At 67.6% G+C, this 13,795-nt stretch carries 17 protein-coding genes and 1 tRNA gene; 4 read left to right on the plus strand and 14 right to left on the minus strand.

From position 1 onward, the window contains the following. The first annotated feature begins 97 nt into the window (after positions 1–97). Positions 98–1,321, plus strand: a complete 1,224-nt coding sequence (locus tag AB0F86_RS12690; protein WP_356986959.1) for an FAD-dependent monooxygenase — start codon at positions 98–100, stop codon at positions 1,319–1,321. Positions 1,322–1,346: 25 nt separating this feature from the next. Here the strand turns inward: AB0F86_RS12690 and AB0F86_RS12695 are convergent. The 3 genes from AB0F86_RS12695 to AB0F86_RS12705 form a co-directional block, all read right to left on the minus strand. After that, a tRNA-Leu gene (locus AB0F86_RS12695) sits at positions 1,347–1,420 on the minus strand. A gap of 117 nt (positions 1,421–1,537) precedes the next feature. Then, a complete protein-coding gene (locus AB0F86_RS12700) occupies positions 1,538–2,995 on the minus strand; it encodes an amino acid permease (RefSeq protein ID WP_181696783.1) in 1,458 nt (485 codons plus the stop codon). 89 nt (positions 2,996–3,084) lie between these two features. Next, positions 3,085–4,572: a peptide MFS transporter gene (locus tag AB0F86_RS12705; RefSeq protein WP_356986957.1), complete on the minus strand. Its 1,488-nt coding sequence runs from the start codon at positions 4,570–4,572 to the stop codon at positions 3,085–3,087. Positions 4,573–4,696: 124 nt separating this feature from the next. On the opposite strand from AB0F86_RS12705, the gene AB0F86_RS12710 reads away from it, so the two are divergent. Next, positions 4,697–5,137: an SRPBCC family protein gene (locus AB0F86_RS12710; protein ID WP_356986955.1), complete on the plus strand. Its 441-nt coding sequence runs from the start codon at positions 4,697–4,699 to the stop codon at positions 5,135–5,137. A gap of 18 nt (positions 5,138–5,155) precedes the next feature. On the opposite strand, the gene AB0F86_RS12715 is transcribed toward AB0F86_RS12710, so the two are convergent. The 9 genes from AB0F86_RS12715 to AB0F86_RS12755 all read right to left on the minus strand — a co-directional run bounded on the left by AB0F86_RS12715 (position 5,156) and on the right by AB0F86_RS12755 (position 10,602). Beyond that, a complete protein-coding gene (locus tag AB0F86_RS12715) occupies positions 5,156–5,365 on the minus strand; it encodes a hypothetical protein (RefSeq protein ID WP_181696639.1) in 210 nt (69 codons plus the stop codon). Between the two features lie 29 nt (positions 5,366–5,394). Then, positions 5,395–5,550, minus strand: a complete 156-nt coding sequence (locus AB0F86_RS12720; protein ID WP_166655728.1) for a DUF6131 family protein — start codon at positions 5,548–5,550, stop codon at positions 5,395–5,397. A 175-nt stretch (positions 5,551–5,725) separates the two neighbouring features. After that, positions 5,726–5,998 (minus strand): hypothetical protein, encoded by a 273-nt coding sequence (locus AB0F86_RS12725; protein ID WP_356986952.1) that lies wholly within the window; start codon positions 5,996–5,998, stop codon positions 5,726–5,728. A 61-nt stretch (positions 5,999–6,059) separates the two neighbouring features. Then, positions 6,060–6,785 (minus strand): GntR family transcriptional regulator, encoded by a 726-nt coding sequence (locus tag AB0F86_RS12730; RefSeq protein WP_225278710.1) that lies wholly within the window; start codon positions 6,783–6,785, stop codon positions 6,060–6,062. Between the two features lie 70 nt (positions 6,786–6,855). After that, complete coding sequence (locus tag AB0F86_RS12735; RefSeq protein WP_356986950.1) at positions 6,856–8,184, minus strand: serine hydrolase; 1,329 nt, start codon at positions 8,182–8,184, stop codon at positions 6,856–6,858. A 63-nt stretch (positions 8,185–8,247) separates the two neighbouring features. Next, positions 8,248–8,763 carry a hypothetical protein gene (locus tag AB0F86_RS12740; protein WP_067485963.1) on the minus strand — a complete coding sequence of 172 codons (516 nt, stop codon included), beginning with the start codon at positions 8,761–8,763 and terminating at the stop codon, positions 8,248–8,250. A 118-nt stretch (positions 8,764–8,881) separates the two neighbouring features. Further along, positions 8,882–9,478 (minus strand): DUF305 domain-containing protein, encoded by a 597-nt coding sequence (locus AB0F86_RS12745; RefSeq protein ID WP_356986948.1) that lies wholly within the window; start codon positions 9,476–9,478, stop codon positions 8,882–8,884. A 60-nt stretch (positions 9,479–9,538) separates the two neighbouring features. Continuing rightward, positions 9,539–9,961 (minus strand): DUF6153 family protein, encoded by a 423-nt coding sequence (locus AB0F86_RS12750; RefSeq protein ID WP_356986946.1) that lies wholly within the window; start codon positions 9,959–9,961, stop codon positions 9,539–9,541. A 62-nt stretch (positions 9,962–10,023) separates the two neighbouring features. Continuing rightward, the gene (locus AB0F86_RS12755) at positions 10,024–10,602 is read right to left on the minus strand and encodes a hypothetical protein (protein ID WP_225278714.1); all 579 of its coding nucleotides are present in this window, start codon (positions 10,600–10,602) and stop codon (positions 10,024–10,026) included. A gap of 231 nt (positions 10,603–10,833) precedes the next feature. Here AB0F86_RS12755 and AB0F86_RS12760 point away from each other — a divergent pair, with 231 nt between their 5' ends. Together AB0F86_RS12760 and AB0F86_RS12765 are read left to right on the plus strand one after the other, a co-directional pair. Further along, positions 10,834–11,982: a methyltransferase gene (locus tag AB0F86_RS12760; protein ID WP_225278715.1), complete on the plus strand. Its 1,149-nt coding sequence runs from the start codon at positions 10,834–10,836 to the stop codon at positions 11,980–11,982. Positions 11,983–12,130: 148 nt separating this feature from the next. Further along, the gene (locus AB0F86_RS12765) at positions 12,131–12,985 is read left to right on the plus strand and encodes a Bax inhibitor-1/YccA family protein (RefSeq protein WP_181696633.1); all 855 of its coding nucleotides are present in this window, start codon (positions 12,131–12,133) and stop codon (positions 12,983–12,985) included. Between the two features lie 69 nt (positions 12,986–13,054). Here AB0F86_RS12765 and AB0F86_RS12770 read toward each other — a convergent pair whose 3' ends face one another. Both AB0F86_RS12770 and AB0F86_RS12775 read right to left on the minus strand, forming a co-directional pair. Continuing rightward, a complete protein-coding gene (locus AB0F86_RS12770; RefSeq protein WP_356986943.1) occupies positions 13,055–13,474 on the minus strand; it encodes a DNA-binding protein in 420 nt (139 codons plus the stop codon). Next, complete coding sequence (locus tag AB0F86_RS12775; RefSeq protein WP_225278717.1) at positions 13,471–13,737, minus strand: ribbon-helix-helix domain-containing protein; 267 nt, start codon at positions 13,735–13,737, stop codon at positions 13,471–13,473. Before AB0F86_RS12775 ends, AB0F86_RS12770 begins: the two co-directional genes overlap by 4 nt. Between the last annotated feature and the right edge of the window lie 58 nt (positions 13,738–13,795).

Here is a 13,795-nt window from a genome sequence, read left to right on the forward strand (position 1 = left end):
CTGGCGGGTCCGCCGTCGATACCTCTGGATACACCCACGGCGGTGGGTCGGAACAGCAGCGACCGGACAGTGATTCGGCGGGTAGGTCGGAGGCGCAATGAGCGGTATCAGGGTGTTGGTGGCGGGGGCGAGCATTGCGGGGCCCGCGTTGGCGCACTGGTTGCACCGGTGGGGAGCCGTGGTGACCGTGGTGGAGCGGGCCGCCGAACTGCGCCCCGGTGGCCAGGCCGTGGACGCGCGTGGAGTGACCAAGGAAGTGATCGGGCGGATGGGGCTCGACGCGGCGGTCCGCGCGGCCTGCACTCAGACCATCGGCGCGCACACCGTGGACGCGGACGGGCACGTGCTGGAGACCTACCGGGTGGACGACGACGGCGGCGACGGATTCATCGCGGAGATCGAGATCCTGCGTGGTGACTTGTCGCAGGTGCTCTACGAGGACACCCGAGGCGATGTCGAATACATCTTCGGCGACCGGATCGCCGAGCTCTCCCAGGACGCGGACGGGGTCGAGGTGGTCTTCGACAGCGGTAACCGGCGGCGTTTCGAGCTGGTGATCGGAGCCGACGGGCTGCATTCGGCGCTGCGCACCATGGTTTTCGGGCCGCACGAGCAGTTCGTCCGCCACCTCGGGCACGTACTGGCCTTCTTCAGCGTGCCTAACGAGTTCGGGCTCGACACATGGCTGATCGAGTACCAGGAGGCCGGGCGCTCGGCCGGGCTTCGGCCGATCCGGGATGCCACCCGGGCGATGGCCATGTTCTCCTTCCCTGCGGCTGACGTCGATGTCGACTATCGCGATATCGAGGCCCAGAAGCGGCTGCTGCGTGAGCGGATGGACGGCCACGGCTGGTTGACCCCGCGCATCCTCGCGCACCTGGACGACACCCCGGACTTCTATCTCGACCAGGTCGCCCAGGTGGTGAAGGAGCACTGGTCGCGTGGGCGGGTGGGGCTGCTCGGCGACGCGGCGTTCAGCTCCTCCCCGATGTCGGGCCAGGGCACTGGGCTGGCACTGGTCGGCGCCTACGTGCTGGCAGGCGAACTGGCTGCCGCCGAATGGAATCCAGAGCTCGGTTTCGCCCGCTACGAGACGCGGATGCGCTCGTTCGTCGAGGCCAATCAGGAGATCGCCCGATTGAACGCCCGCAGCCGCGACCTCCCCGGGCCCGACGCCGAGCCTGCTCCCGATTTCACCGGAGAGTGGTTCGCCGAGCTGGTCGAGCGCGCGATCAACGGGGTCGAACTGCCCGACTACGCGGGGCTGCCGGACTCCGAAGTCCCGGCCGGACCGCCGACCGCCGCGTCGACCGAACCGTAGGAACGGCGAAACATCGACACCGAAGTGCCCCCACTGGGACTCGAACCCAGACTCGACGGATTTTAAGTCCGCTGCCTCTGCCAATTGGGCTATAGGGGCGTCCGCCGACAGCCTAGCGACTCGTACGGGTGTACCGGAATTTTGGCGGTAGACCCGGTCGGATCGGCGTGTCGCGGGGGAGCGCGCCGATCCGGGCCGGGGAGCTATCGTCGCTGGTCAGTCTTTGGCCAACGCCTCCTTCTTGCCGAGCAGGGAGTGGTGACGGCTGTAGGCGAAGTAGATCACGAAGCCGAGCAGCATCCAGACCAGGAAGCGCAGCCAGGTTTCCACCGACAGGTTCACCATCAGCCACAGGCAGGCCGCGACGGCCAGGATGGGGATGAGGGGGACGAGGGGGACGCGGAAGCCGCGGGGCAGGTCGGGGCGGGTGCGGCGCAGGATGAGGACGCCGACCGACACCAGCACGAAGGCGAACAGGGTGCCGATGTTGACCATTTCCTCGAGGGTGCCGAATTCGACGAAACCGGCGAGCACGCAGCAGACGATGCCGACGATGACGGTCAGGCGCACGGGGGTGCCGCGCTTGCCGGTGTGGGCCAGCCAGCGGGGCAGCAGGCCGTCGCGGGCCATGGCGAACAGCACGCGGGTCTGGCCGAGGAACAGCACCATCACCACGGTGGTGAGGCCGGCCAGGGCGCCGATGGAGATGACGGTCTTGGCCCAGTCGACGCCGTGGATGGCGAATGCCGTTGCCAGCGTGGCGTTCTCACCCGCGAGCTCGGTGTAGGGCACCATGCCGGTGAGCACGAGGGTGACGGCCACGTAGAGCACGGTGACGATGAGCAGCGAACCGAGGATGCCGCGCGGCACCGCCTTCTGCGGGTTCTTGGTCTCCTCGGCGGCGGTCGCGACGACGTCGAAACCGATGAACGCGAAGAACACCAGGCTGGCCGCGGCGAGCAGGCCGTACCAGCCGAAGCTGCTGTCACCGGCGCCGGTGACGAACGAGAACAGCGACTGGTGCAGGCCGCTCGCGCCGTCGTCGGCGGGCTGTGACGGCGGGATGTAGGGGCTCAGGTTGGAGGCCTTGAAGTAGGTGATGCCGAGGACGAGAACCAGGGCGATCACACCGAGCTTGATGGCCACCGCGATCGCCGACACCCGCGAGGACACCTTGGTGCCCACCGCGAGCAGCACGCCGAGCACCACCAGCAGCGTCACCGCGCCCCAGTCGAAGGTGATCGACCCCAATTTCACTGTGGCCGACTCGAATCCGAAGACGGTGCCGAGGTATTGCGACCAACCCTTGGCCACCACCGACGCGGCGAGCGCGAATTCCAGGATCAGGTCCCAGCCGATGATCCAGGCGACCAGCTCACCGAAGGTGGCATAGGAGTAGGTGTATGCGCTGCCCGCCACCGGAACGGTCGAGGCGAACTCGGCGTAGCAGACCGCGGTGAGACCGCAGGCGATGGCGGCGAAGACGAATGCCAGCGACACCGACGGTCCGGCGACATTGCCCGCGGTGCGCGCGGTGAGGGTGAAGATGCCCGCGCCGACGACGACGGCGACACCGAAGATCGTGAGATCCCAGGCCGTCAGGTCTTTGCGGAGTTTTGAGTCGGGTTCATCGGTGTCGAGAATCGACTGCTCGACCGATTTGGTGCGGAACATGCCGCCCCATCGGCTCGGTGTCTCTGCCGGTGTCGGCACGTTGTTCTCCTTCTGCATGCGAACGTTGTGAGAAGACTTACCCCGGCGGGTCAGTGCACACCCTGCATATGCCGTTTGATCCACGGCGCGCAGGCCACGACGACGAGTCCGGCCGCGATGGCGGCCGCACCGCTGACGCCGAAGTACACGCCTTCGCTGTCGGGGCTGTAGTAGCGGGCCAGCGTGCCCGCCATCGACGTGCCGATGCCGACCGAGAAGAAGTACAGCGCCATCATCTGGGAGCGGAACGCGGCGGGCGCGAGGTGTGTGGTCACCGCGAGGCCGATCGGGGACAGCAGCAGTTCCGAGACCGCGAAACCGCCGAGGATGGCGAACACGGCTAGCACGGGAACGGTTCTGCCCTCGAAGCCCGACAGCAGCGCGAACAACCAGAACGCGATACCCATGCCGATGACGCCGAGCGCGAACTTGATCGGTGTGCTCGGCGCCCGGTTGCCGAGTTTGGTCCACAGCAGCGCGAACAGCGGCGAGAGCGCGATGATCCACACCGGTTCCACCGAGCCGATCCAGCTGGCCGGTGCCTCCCAGCCGAAGATGCGCCAGTCGATGCGCTCGTCGGAGTACACCGCGAGCATGGTGAACATCTGCTGGAACAGCGACCAGAACACCGCATTCGCCAGGAACAGCGGGATGAACGCCACCACCCGGGTGCGTTCGACCGGCTCCACCTTCGCGCTCGTGAGCATCACCGTGAAATAGGCGATGGACGCGATGACGATGATGCCGGTGGTGACATCGGAGAGATTGTCGAGGGTGATCCAGCCCGCCCAGATCGCCAGGCCCGCCACCACGGCGGCCACGGCGACCCCGGTCAGCACCGGCCGCAGTTCGGCGCGCGTCACCGGGTTGGGCACTTCACGCCCGTGCGTGCCGAGGTTGCGCCGGAAGATCACGTACTGGGTCAGGCCGAGCGCCATGCCGACCGCCGCCGCGCCGAAGCCGACGTGGAATCCCCATTCGCGCTGCAGCAGACCCGTGAGCAGCGGACCGGTGAAGGCACCGATGTTGATGCCGAGATAGAAGAGGGTGAAGCCGCCGTCCACACGCGCGTCCGAGGGCGCGTAGAGGGTGCCGAGCAGCGAGGAGGCGTTGGCCTTCAACGCGCCGCTGCCGAGTGCCACGAGCACCAAACCCACACCGACACCGGCCAATCCGGGCAACACGGCCAGCGCGAGATGGCCCGCCATCACCACGACACCGCCGTAGAACACGGTGCGTTCCATGCCCAGCACCCGGTCGGCAATCCACCCGCCGAGGACCGTGGAGAGGTATACCAGTCCGCCGTAGGCGCCGACGATGCCGAGCGCCGTGCTCTGCGCGATCCCGAGTCCGCCGTCCGCGGCGGTGTAGTACAGGTAGTAGCCGAGGATCGTCAGCATGCCGTAGAAGGAGAAACGCTCCCACAGCTCGACGCCGAAGAGATTCGTCAGCCCGATCGGATGCCCGAACAGGGTACGTTCGGGCGCCGGATCGGCGGGCCCGGGCTGGTCGCCGAGCCGGGTGTGTTGCGTGGACATAGAGGAACGATCCCACGTCGAAACGATGTACAGCAATTTTCCCGCATCTGTCATCCTTCGGCGTGCCGCAGGCCGGGGCCCGCGTCGCCGCGCCGACCGGGCGGGCGGGAATTACGCTGGTCTGGTGCTGACTGCCCAGGTGACCGTGCCGGTGGCGTGCGAGGTCGCGTTCGCGACGCTGTCCGACGGCTGGCTGTACGCCAGCTGGGTGGTCGGTGCCTCGCACATCCGCGAAGTGGACCCCGAGTGGCCCGCCGTCGGCAGCCGTATCCACTACCGCTTCGGGCTGTGGCCGGTGCTGATCGGTGACACCACCGAGGTGCGCATGGTCGAACCGCCGCACCGGCTGGAATTGGAGGCGCGGCTGTGGTCTATCGGGTCGGCCTGGATCCGGATCACCCTCGCCGAGGCCGAGCCGGGGCGCACGACGATCCGGATGACCGAACGTGCCGCGCGCGGCCCGGCCAGCCTGATCCCGGGACTGGCCCAGGACGTGGCCTTCGCCGCGCGTAATCAGGAATCTCTGGAACGGTTGGCAGCCCTGATCCGCGCGCGAGCACGGTAGCTCGCGCGCGGATTCCGGCTAGCTGGGTTGCGGGAGTTCGCAGTCGTCGACCTTCGGGTTGACGCCCATGTAGTTGAGCGGGCCCGCGATCATGGTGATCGCGATGGTGCCCAACGAAGCGCAGTTCTGGTCGCGCTCGGTGTAGTAGCCGCGTTGACCTGCGGCAAGGACACCGATCAGTAACCAGACCAGCACAACGATCGAAGCGATGCGCGGTGTATTCGTCATGACGTGTCCTTTCCGATGGCAGGCCCAGCTCAGTAGTAGTGCCTGCGACCGGCGACCGGACGCCCGATGCTGCCCGCGATGAGTAGCGCGAGGCCGATGACGAGCACGATCACACCAACGGTGTTGAGAATCGGGATGCCGAAGACGAGGCCGGCGATGAGAAGAATTGCACCGAGAAGAATCATGTGAAGCTCACCTGTTCGGGTAACGATCGGACGCACCGGGTGGCGCGTCTCGTGGGGCGTATGCCCGGTTCGGTGAAGAGGAAACAGCTTCGGTTGCCCCGGAACGGATTCGCAGCGCGATCGGTGCCGTTCCGAGTGCGGCGCGTCACCTCTCCGAGATGACGCGCCGCGTGAATCAGCCTGCGGAGCCCGGCATTACGGCCGAACCCGAGGGCGGGGGCGGAGTGGGCGCGCTCGAGCCGAAGTCGGCGTCGACCGAACCGGTCGGCAGACCGATGTCGACCGAGCCCGCGCTGCCGGTGGGCGGGCCGATCACCACCGAGCCGGACGGGAGCAGATCCCAATCGGCGCTGCCGACGGCGTTGGCGGTGCCGCCCGCGGTGAGCAAGGCGGTGGCGGCCAGCGCGGTCAGCGCGCCCGCGCGGGTGAGGGTGGGGGACAGGGACACGGTGATACCTCCGAGCACTTCACTGTGATAGCGCCCATACCGTATCTGAAATACGAGTGTTTCAGGAGCTTCTTCCGACTTCCATCTGCACCCGGTACCGATCGGAGCGATACCAGCTGTGGGTGTGCTCGATCGGCACGTCGGCGCTGAACGACACCCGGTCGAAATGCAGAACGGGTGCGCCCTTGCGGACGCCGAGCAGCGCGGCGATCCCCGTGTCGGCGGCTTGCGCGTCGACCGTCTGCTCGGCGCGTTCGATCGGCCTGTTGTAGCGGTCGGCGGCCAGGCGATACAGCGAACCGGTGAGGTCGTGAGCGATGAGATCGGGCACGAGCTCCGGGTTGAACCACGCGTCGTCGACGCTCACCGCGTCGTCGTCGGCCAGGCGCAACCGGCGCACGTGGTAGGCGCGCGCGCCCTGTGGCAGCCGTAGCGCACGGGCCGTCGGCTCGGGCGCGGTGGCCTCCTCGGCGACCAGCACCAGGGTGCTCGGCTGATGGCCGAGGGCGCGCATCTCCTCGGTGAAAGAGGCCAGATGCAACCGCGACTGCACCGGCCGGTGGGCGACGAAGGTGCCCTTGCCGCGGACCCGGACCAGATAGCCTTCGTTCACCAGCTGACCGACCGCCTCGCGCACGGTGATCCGGCTGACGCCGTAGTCCTGCATCAGGTTTCGCTCGCTGGTGAGCAGATCGCCGGGCTGGAGTTCGCGCGTGCACTTCTGCAGCAGGATCGCGCGCAACTGTTCATGCTTGGGCACTGCGCTGTCTCGCAGCGGTGCTGGCATGGGGCTGGCTCCTCTCGACGAACCGGTCCCTACTGGTCCTGTCCGGTCGTTGTCGAGGATACGCCAGCCGTCAGCGGATGCCGGGAGTGCGCGGGTCGGGGCCGATGCAGCCGAGCACCACGCACCCCGGCGGGGTGTCGGCGAACGGGGCTTTCGGTGTCTCGCCGAGGCATTCGACGAAACCGCAGCCCGGATAGGCGTAGGGGCCGAGGCCGAAGGTGCCGAACACCGGATCGGGTCGAGCGATCATCGGATCGGTGACGCTCACGTCCGGCTTCTCCCGATACGGTCCCGGATCCGGCACCGCGACATCGCGGAACGACGAGACCAGCTTGCGCATCACGTCATGGGTGTAGGTCGTCGAGATGCCGGGGGTGGCGACGCCGGTCCAGTTCAGCACCAGCCCGAGGCTCGGCACGATGTAGCTGTCGTTGCGCAGCATTCCCGACATCTTCACGGCATCGTCGGGCAGGCCGGGAAATTCGAGGCGGCAGGGCGCGCCGTTGACGACGAAGAGGAAGCCGTAACAGGGCATGGCCCGCGACGGCGACAACGCCTCGCGCAGGTAGGCGTCCGAGATCACCTGCTGCTCGTTCCATCGGCCCCGGTTGCCCACGAGCAGACCGAGTTTCGCGAAGTCGTCCGGCGGGAGCAGCAGATGCGCGTGACCGTAGGTGTTTCCGGCGCGATCACGGGCCCAGTAGTAGTCGGTGCGTTCGATGCCCAACGGGTCGAACAGCTTTCGCTGGGCGAAGTCCTGGAAGTCCTCGCCGACGGCCTGCGCGATGACGTAGACGAGCAGGTCGACCGCGCGCTGGCTGTAGCGGAACTGGGTGCCCTGTGGGCGTTCGATCGGCATCGCGAGCGCCTGGGCGACGACGTTCGGGTCCAGCTGGGCCAGCCCGGTCGCGCCCTCGGCGGCGATCGCCACCTCCATCCCGGAGGATTCGGTGAGCAGATTGCGCACGGTGATCGCCCGGTGCCCCTCGTCGCCGAGTTCCTCGGGCAGGTAGCGGCCGATGGGCGCGTCGACGTCGAGCCTGCCCTCGTCGACCGCCGCGCCCGCGATCAGCGCGACGACGCTCTTGGTCCCGCTCCACAGATTCCATGGCACCCCACCGGATTCGGCGTTGCGTGGGCCTGCCGCCACCAGGCAGTTGTTGCGGTAGAGCTGGATGTTGAAGCGGGTGGGGTCGACGGCCAGGCGCATGGCCTCGGCCACCCGATCGGGGTCGAGGGCGACCTCGGCGGGCGACGCGGCCTGCGGCGTGCGCCCGGAGCTCACCTCGCAGTGCCGCGCTGTCGGCGGGTCGGCCGCGGCAACGGGCAGGAGTGCTGCCGAGGTGAGCGACAATGCGGTAACCGCAATCGCCGCACCATATTTCAGGAACCCACGCACGCAACCCCTCCGATGACTTGTCTCGGAGTGGCAATCGCGAACGGTGATGTTCCTGTTACGTGCCTAGCGACCGTAGGGCTTGCAGACCTCGATCGCCGCATCCTTGGACGCGTTGAACTGATCGATCACACCGTTGAGTTCGTCGGTGGGCGCCCGGCGCTCGAGGGTGTCGGCGAGCAGGTTGGTCTTGTCGCGGTAGGTGCGCAGCGGGTCGGCCAGCTCGGCGATGACATCCGTTGTGACCTTGCGATCGACGTCCTTGGCGTTGTTGCGCAGCACCGGAACCGCCTCGTTGGCCTTGGTGTCGGTGTCGGGGGCACGGTTGTTGCTCGCCTCGATATAGGCATTGAACGAGGCGACCGAGCTCTTGTTGGCCGCGCGCAGTCCGTCGCAGGCCGAGTCGTTGGCCGCCTTCACCTTCGCGGTGGAGGAGGCCGCGACTTCGGAGGTGTAGGAGGCGAGATCGGTGAGGTTGGCCTCGGCGGTACCGGGTACCTGATTGGTGCAGGCGGCCAGCGTGAGCGCGCCCGCTACGACAACCAGCGCGGTGCCGAGCCCCATTCGTTCCCGTACCAGCATCTGTCTCTCCTCCCTCGCCGGAGCGTCGGTCACCGTCGCGGTGGCCGAACACATCGACCGTACTGGCTTCGGGACGATCAGGTGGCGCCACGCCGGTCCGGCGCGGCGCCACCTCGGGTCAGCCCTGTCCGAGCATGCCGCGCATGGTCGCGATCTCACCCTCCTGATCGGCGACGATCTTGGTGGCGAGCTGCTTTGCCTCCGGGTTGGTTCCCTCTGCCTGCTCGGTCTGGGCCATGGCGACCGCGCCCTGGTGGTGCTCGATCATCATCTGCAGCCACTGCCGGTCGAACTCGGCGCCGTTCGCCGCTTCCAGCGCGCTCATCTGTTCCTCGGTCATCATGCCCGGCATGCCGTGGCCGCCGTGGCCCTCGGCGCTCGGTGCGGGCTTGCCGAAGCTGGTCAGCAGGTCGGTGATCTGGCGCATCTCCGGTGCCTGCGCCTGCTCGATCTGGGCTGCCAGCGCGATGAGCTGCTGGTTCTGGGTCCGGCTCGGCACCATCTTCGACATCTCGACCGCCTGCGCGTGATGCGGGTACATCATCTGCAGGAAGGTCACGTCAGCGTCGTCGAAGTCGGTGCGGGCCGTGGCGCTCGTCGTGCTCGCCGTGGTCGTCGAGGAGTGCTCGGTGGTGTGCGTGGTCGAGTCGTCGCCGCACCCGGCGGCGACCACCGCGACAGCGGCGAGGGCGAGAACGGTACGGGTGATGGACATGGGTGATCCTCCTGGGATTCGGGTGTGGGGTGTCGGACAGGGGCCGCGTGGGCGGACCTGTCAGATCCGCAGAATCGCCAGTTGGGATAGGGAGAGGACGGTCCAGGGAGGTGGCCGTTCGCGTCTGCCGCGCCAAGTTCTGCCGGCCCGGCGAATGGCGTCGGCGTCCTCGGTGAGCCTGGTCAGCAGCATCCAGCCGAGCACGATGGCCAAGGCGACGAGGATGAACACGCAACCGTGGACGGCCGCGCGTTCGGTGCATCCGCCGCTGCCGCAGCCGTGGTCCTTCGTCGAGTCGCTCTGCGCCGGTTCCGCTTCGACAGCCGGACCGACGGCTGTGTGGGCGGCGTTTCCGTGCGCGTGAGCGGAGGTGTCGTGTGCGGAGGTGACGAATACCGCCGAGTGCATGGCGACGATTCCGGCCAGCAGCAGCACGACGGCGAAGGCCCTCGCGAGGCGCGCGTACGACAGCTGGACGGTCACGGCGACGAGTTTAACCAGTGCTCAGGGGCTCCACGCAATACCCGCACGCGGTAGGGGTAGAACTAGTCGTTCGCGACGTCGACGACGAGGCGCGGTGGATCGGAGAGGGTGCTCACGGTGAAACCGGGACGGTCGGCGTCGAGCCCGATGAACGACTGGGTGACGCCTTCATAGACCACCGACTTGTAGACGCCGGTGATGCGCGGCGTACTGGGATCGGTGACCGGGTCGGGCCCGGCGAACGGGGGAACGGGGGAGTCGAACGGGTAGGCCGAACCGAGGATGCGCACTTCCAGGATCGAGCTGCCCGCCACGTTCACGGCCTTGCCGCTGGCATCCTGCACGGCGTTGTCGGTGTAGGCCACCTGCCAGCCGGGGGTACCGGTGCCGCCGAGGGTGTAGACGACGCGGTCGTAGCCGGGGTGGTGGCCGAGGCGCACGTCGGTGACGGTGAGTGCGGCGCCGTCGCTCGCCTCGCCCGACTTCGCGTCGTTGTCGCGCGGACCGGTGGCGTCGGCGAATGTGCTCGCGGTGCTCGTTGTCGTCGTCGGGGGCGTCGCGGCGGGCGCGTCGTCGGAACCGCAGCTCGGCAGGACCAGAGCCGCGGCGGCGATCAGCACGAACACGGGGGCGTTGCGCATGTGACCGATGGTACTCAGGTGAACTCGAGGGGTGCGGGAATCACCCGGGCGCGTGTCCAGGCTGTGAGTTTGCTGGGCGCGTGCACCGCGGGATCAGCGCGGTCGGCCCGCATCGCTGTAACCCGTTCGCCGTCAGTCTTTTCCATGCTCGGTACGCATATGTGGGCGTCGGTTCCGATGTGCGGCAGGGGCGGATGTGACGATGGGGCAACGATCTAGCACACTTGTCGCGTGGACAGTGTCGAGGACGTATTCACCCGGCTGCGCCGGTATCCGGACGTGGAGGCGCCGAACCTCTATGCCGTCGACGCCGCGGATCGGTTGATTCTCGATACCGCCGCCGACGCGCTCGCGGCTGCGGGCAGCGGCGAGGTGGCGGTGATCGGCGACGCCTACGGCGCGCTGACCCTCGGGGCCGCGGTAAGGCACGGACACACCGGCATCCGGGTGCACCAGGACCTGCTCACCGGCGAACTCGCGCTGGCGGGCAACGCCAAGAACCTCGGCCTCGCCGACCGTTTCACCGTGCACGGCCTCGACGCGGACCTGCTCACCGGTGCCCGCGTGGTCGTGATGCGGTTGCCGAAAATGCTCGCCGGGCTCGCCGAGATCGCCGAGGCCATCGCCCGCTACGCCGCCGACGACGTCGTCGTCTACGCCGGTGGCCGCGACAAATACCTCACCCCGACCATGAACGAGGTGTTCGCCGAAACGTTCCGTCAGGTGCGGGCGGGCCGGGGCAGGCAGAAGTCGCGGGTGCTCGTCGTCAGCGAACCGCTACCCGTCGGCGAACCACGATTCCCGGTGCGCGAGAACATCATCGAGATCGACGGTGACGTGGTCGCCTACGGTGCCGCGTTCTCCGGCCCACGCCTCGACATCGGCACCCGATTCCTGCTCGAACACCTGGACCGGATGAAGCCCGACGCCCGCGAGGCCATCGACCTCGGTTGCGGCACCGGCATTCTCGCGGTGGCCCTGGCCAAGTCGCGCCCGCGTATCCGGGTGGTCGGCACCGATCAGTCCTGTGCCGCCGTCGCCTCGGCCCGGGCGACCGCCGCCGCCAACGGGGTCGACGACCGCGTCACGGTGGTGCGCGACGACGCCATGTCCTCGGCCGCCGACAACAGTGCCGACCTGGTGCTGTGCAATCCGCCGTTCCATGTGGGCGCGGCCGTGCACACCGGTTCGGCCATCAAGATGTTCGCCGAGACCGGCCGGGTGCTCCGTCCGGGGGGCGAGCTGTGGACCGTGTACAACTCGCACCTGAACTATCGGGGTGTGGTGGAACGGATGGTCGGGCGGACCGACGTGATCGACCGGAACCAGAAATTCACGGTGACGCGGTCTGTCCGTGGCCTGCGCGACGTACAACGATAGGGGCGCTCCGACGGGGTAGAGTCCGATTTGTCCGAACGGACGGTGGTGCGATCAGTGCTCGCGCCGCCGGGAACTTTGTCCGTTCGCGACACGTTGAACAGGGCAGTTGGAGCTGTACGACGTTTCATCACTCCAGGAAAGGCGCACGGTGCGTACCTCATCGAATCCGGTGTTCAAGAACTTACCTCGCCAAGAGGGAGTCGGCGGTTACGCGAACTTCGGTTCGGGCGTGACCGGCGCAGGCCAGCTGGGCAACCAGTACGGCGAATACGGTCAGCAGTACGGGCAGCAGTACCAGCAGGCGCCCGCCACCCGTGCCATGACCATCGACGACGTGGTCACCAAGACCGGCATCACCCTCGCGGTGCTCACCGTCTCGGCGATCATCTCCTTCGCGCTGTCGTCGGCGAACCCGTCGCTGGCGCCGCTGTTCGTCATCGGCGGCGGCCTGATCGGCTTCGTGCTGGTCATGATCGCCAGCTTCGGCAACAAGATGGACAACCCGGCGCTCGTACTGTCGTACGCGGCGTTCGAGGGTCTGTTCCTCGGTGCGCTGTCGCTGATGTTCACCGATGTCACCTTCGGCGGTGTGGGCGGTAGCGCCCTGATCGGTCAGGCGGTGCTCGGCACGTTCGGCGTGTTCTTCGGCATGCTCGTGGTCTACAAGACCGGCGCGATCCGGGTCACCCCGCGATTCACCCGCATGCTGCTCGGCGCCATGGTCGGTGTGCTGGTCCTGATGCTCGGCAACCTGATCGCCAGCTTCTTCACCGACGGCGGCTTCGGCCTGCGCGACGGCGGCCCGCTGGCCATCGTCTTCAGCCTGGTCTGCATCGCCATCGCCGCGTTCAGCTTCCTGCTGGACTTCGACTCCGCCGACCAGCTGATCCGCGCCCAGGCCCCCGAGAAGGCCGCCTGGGGCGTCGCCCTCGGCCTGACCGTCACCCTGGTCTGGCTCTACGTCGAGATCCTCCGCCTGCTGAGCTACTTCCAGCGGGACTGAGACAAGCGATAGACCCAAAAGCGGCTCCCCACCGATCCGGTGGGGAGCCGCTTTGTCGTGGGGGACCGCTCAGATTGCGTGCACGACAACTCGTGGGTCGACCAACCGCTCGAGATCGTCGACATCGGAGGTGTACACGGTGACCTCTCCCGCCTGAGCGTTGGCCACGACCGCGAGTACCGCGTCGATCGCGTATTTGTGCCCATGCAAACCGGTCGCCGCCAGCAATGTGCGGGCGGCACGCGCCTGGTCTTTGCCGAGCTCGGGGACCGTCATCCGGGACAGCACCCAGTCCCATCGGGAGTCCGAAGTCCGGCCGTCGTGCGCCTCGACCAGTGTCATCGGTGACGTCACAACCGCTGAGGCGAGCTCGGCGGCCACGACTATGCGAGCGATCATCTCTCGGTCACCGCGCACCGCTCTCGACAAGGCCTCCGAGTCGAACACCTGAACCCGCAGGCGCGTGGCCGGTATTCGCTTCTTGCTCATGCCGAACGACGTTGCGAAGCGCGGCGCCGGGTGTGCTCGGCATCCACTTCCGCTACCTCGGCCATCGCCGCCGCGCGTTCCGCCTCCGTCAGCGGTCCGTGCTCGTCCTGCAGCCACTGCGCCAGCTCGACCAAACGATCCCGCTCGCGTTGGGCACGCAACGCGTCGGCGATATAGGCGGACAGGCTTCGATCGGGCACCTCGGCCCGAATCTCGTCCAGGAGATCTTCGGGAACCGTGACAGTGATCTTCCTGGTGGCCATATAACGAACCATACTCGCAATACTTTCGACACGCCAAGGATGGTGCACCGTGCCCGGC

It is taken from the genome of Nocardia sp. NPDC023733 (genome assembly GCF_040639775.1).
Taxonomy (GTDB): Bacteria; Actinomycetota; Actinomycetes; order Mycobacteriales; family Mycobacteriaceae; genus Nocardia; species Nocardia rosealba.

Excerpts from the sequence above, each read along its gene's own strand:
- AB0F86_RS12730 (WP_225278710.1), bottom strand. The coding sequence starts at position 6,785 with ATGCCAGCACCGCTGCGAGACAGCGCAGTGCCCAAGCATGAACAGTTG.
- AB0F86_RS12755 (WP_225278714.1), bottom strand. The coding sequence starts at position 10,602 with ATGCGCAACGCCCCCGTGTTCGTGCTGATCGCCGCCGCGGCTCTGGTC.
- AB0F86_RS12770 (WP_356986943.1), bottom strand. The coding sequence starts at position 13,474 with ATGAGCAAGAAGCGAATACCGGCCACGCGCCTGCGGGTTCAGGTGTTC.
- AB0F86_RS12690 (WP_356986959.1), top strand. The coding sequence starts at position 98 with ATGAGCGGTATCAGGGTGTTGGTGGCGGGGGCGAGCATTGCGGGGCCC.
- AB0F86_RS12775 (WP_225278717.1), bottom strand. The coding sequence starts at position 13,737 with ATGGCCACCAGGAAGATCACTGTCACGGTTCCCGAAGATCTCCTGGAC.
- AB0F86_RS12705 (WP_356986957.1), bottom strand. The coding sequence starts at position 4,572 with ATGTCCACGCAACACACCCGGCTCGGCGACCAGCCCGGGCCCGCCGAT.
- AB0F86_RS12715 (WP_181696639.1), bottom strand. The coding sequence starts at position 5,365 with ATGACGAATACACCGCGCATCGCTTCGATCGTTGTGCTGGTCTGGTTA.
- AB0F86_RS12700 (WP_181696783.1), bottom strand. The coding sequence starts at position 2,995 with ATGTTCCGCACCAAATCGGTCGAGCAGTCGATTCTCGACACCGATGAA.
- AB0F86_RS12745 (WP_356986948.1), bottom strand. The coding sequence starts at position 9,478 with ATGTCCATCACCCGTACCGTTCTCGCCCTCGCCGCTGTCGCGGTGGTC.
- AB0F86_RS12720 (WP_166655728.1), bottom strand. The coding sequence starts at position 5,550 with ATGATTCTTCTCGGTGCAATTCTTCTCATCGCCGGCCTCGTCTTCGGC.
- AB0F86_RS12740 (WP_067485963.1), bottom strand. The coding sequence starts at position 8,763 with ATGCTGGTACGGGAACGAATGGGGCTCGGCACCGCGCTGGTTGTCGTA.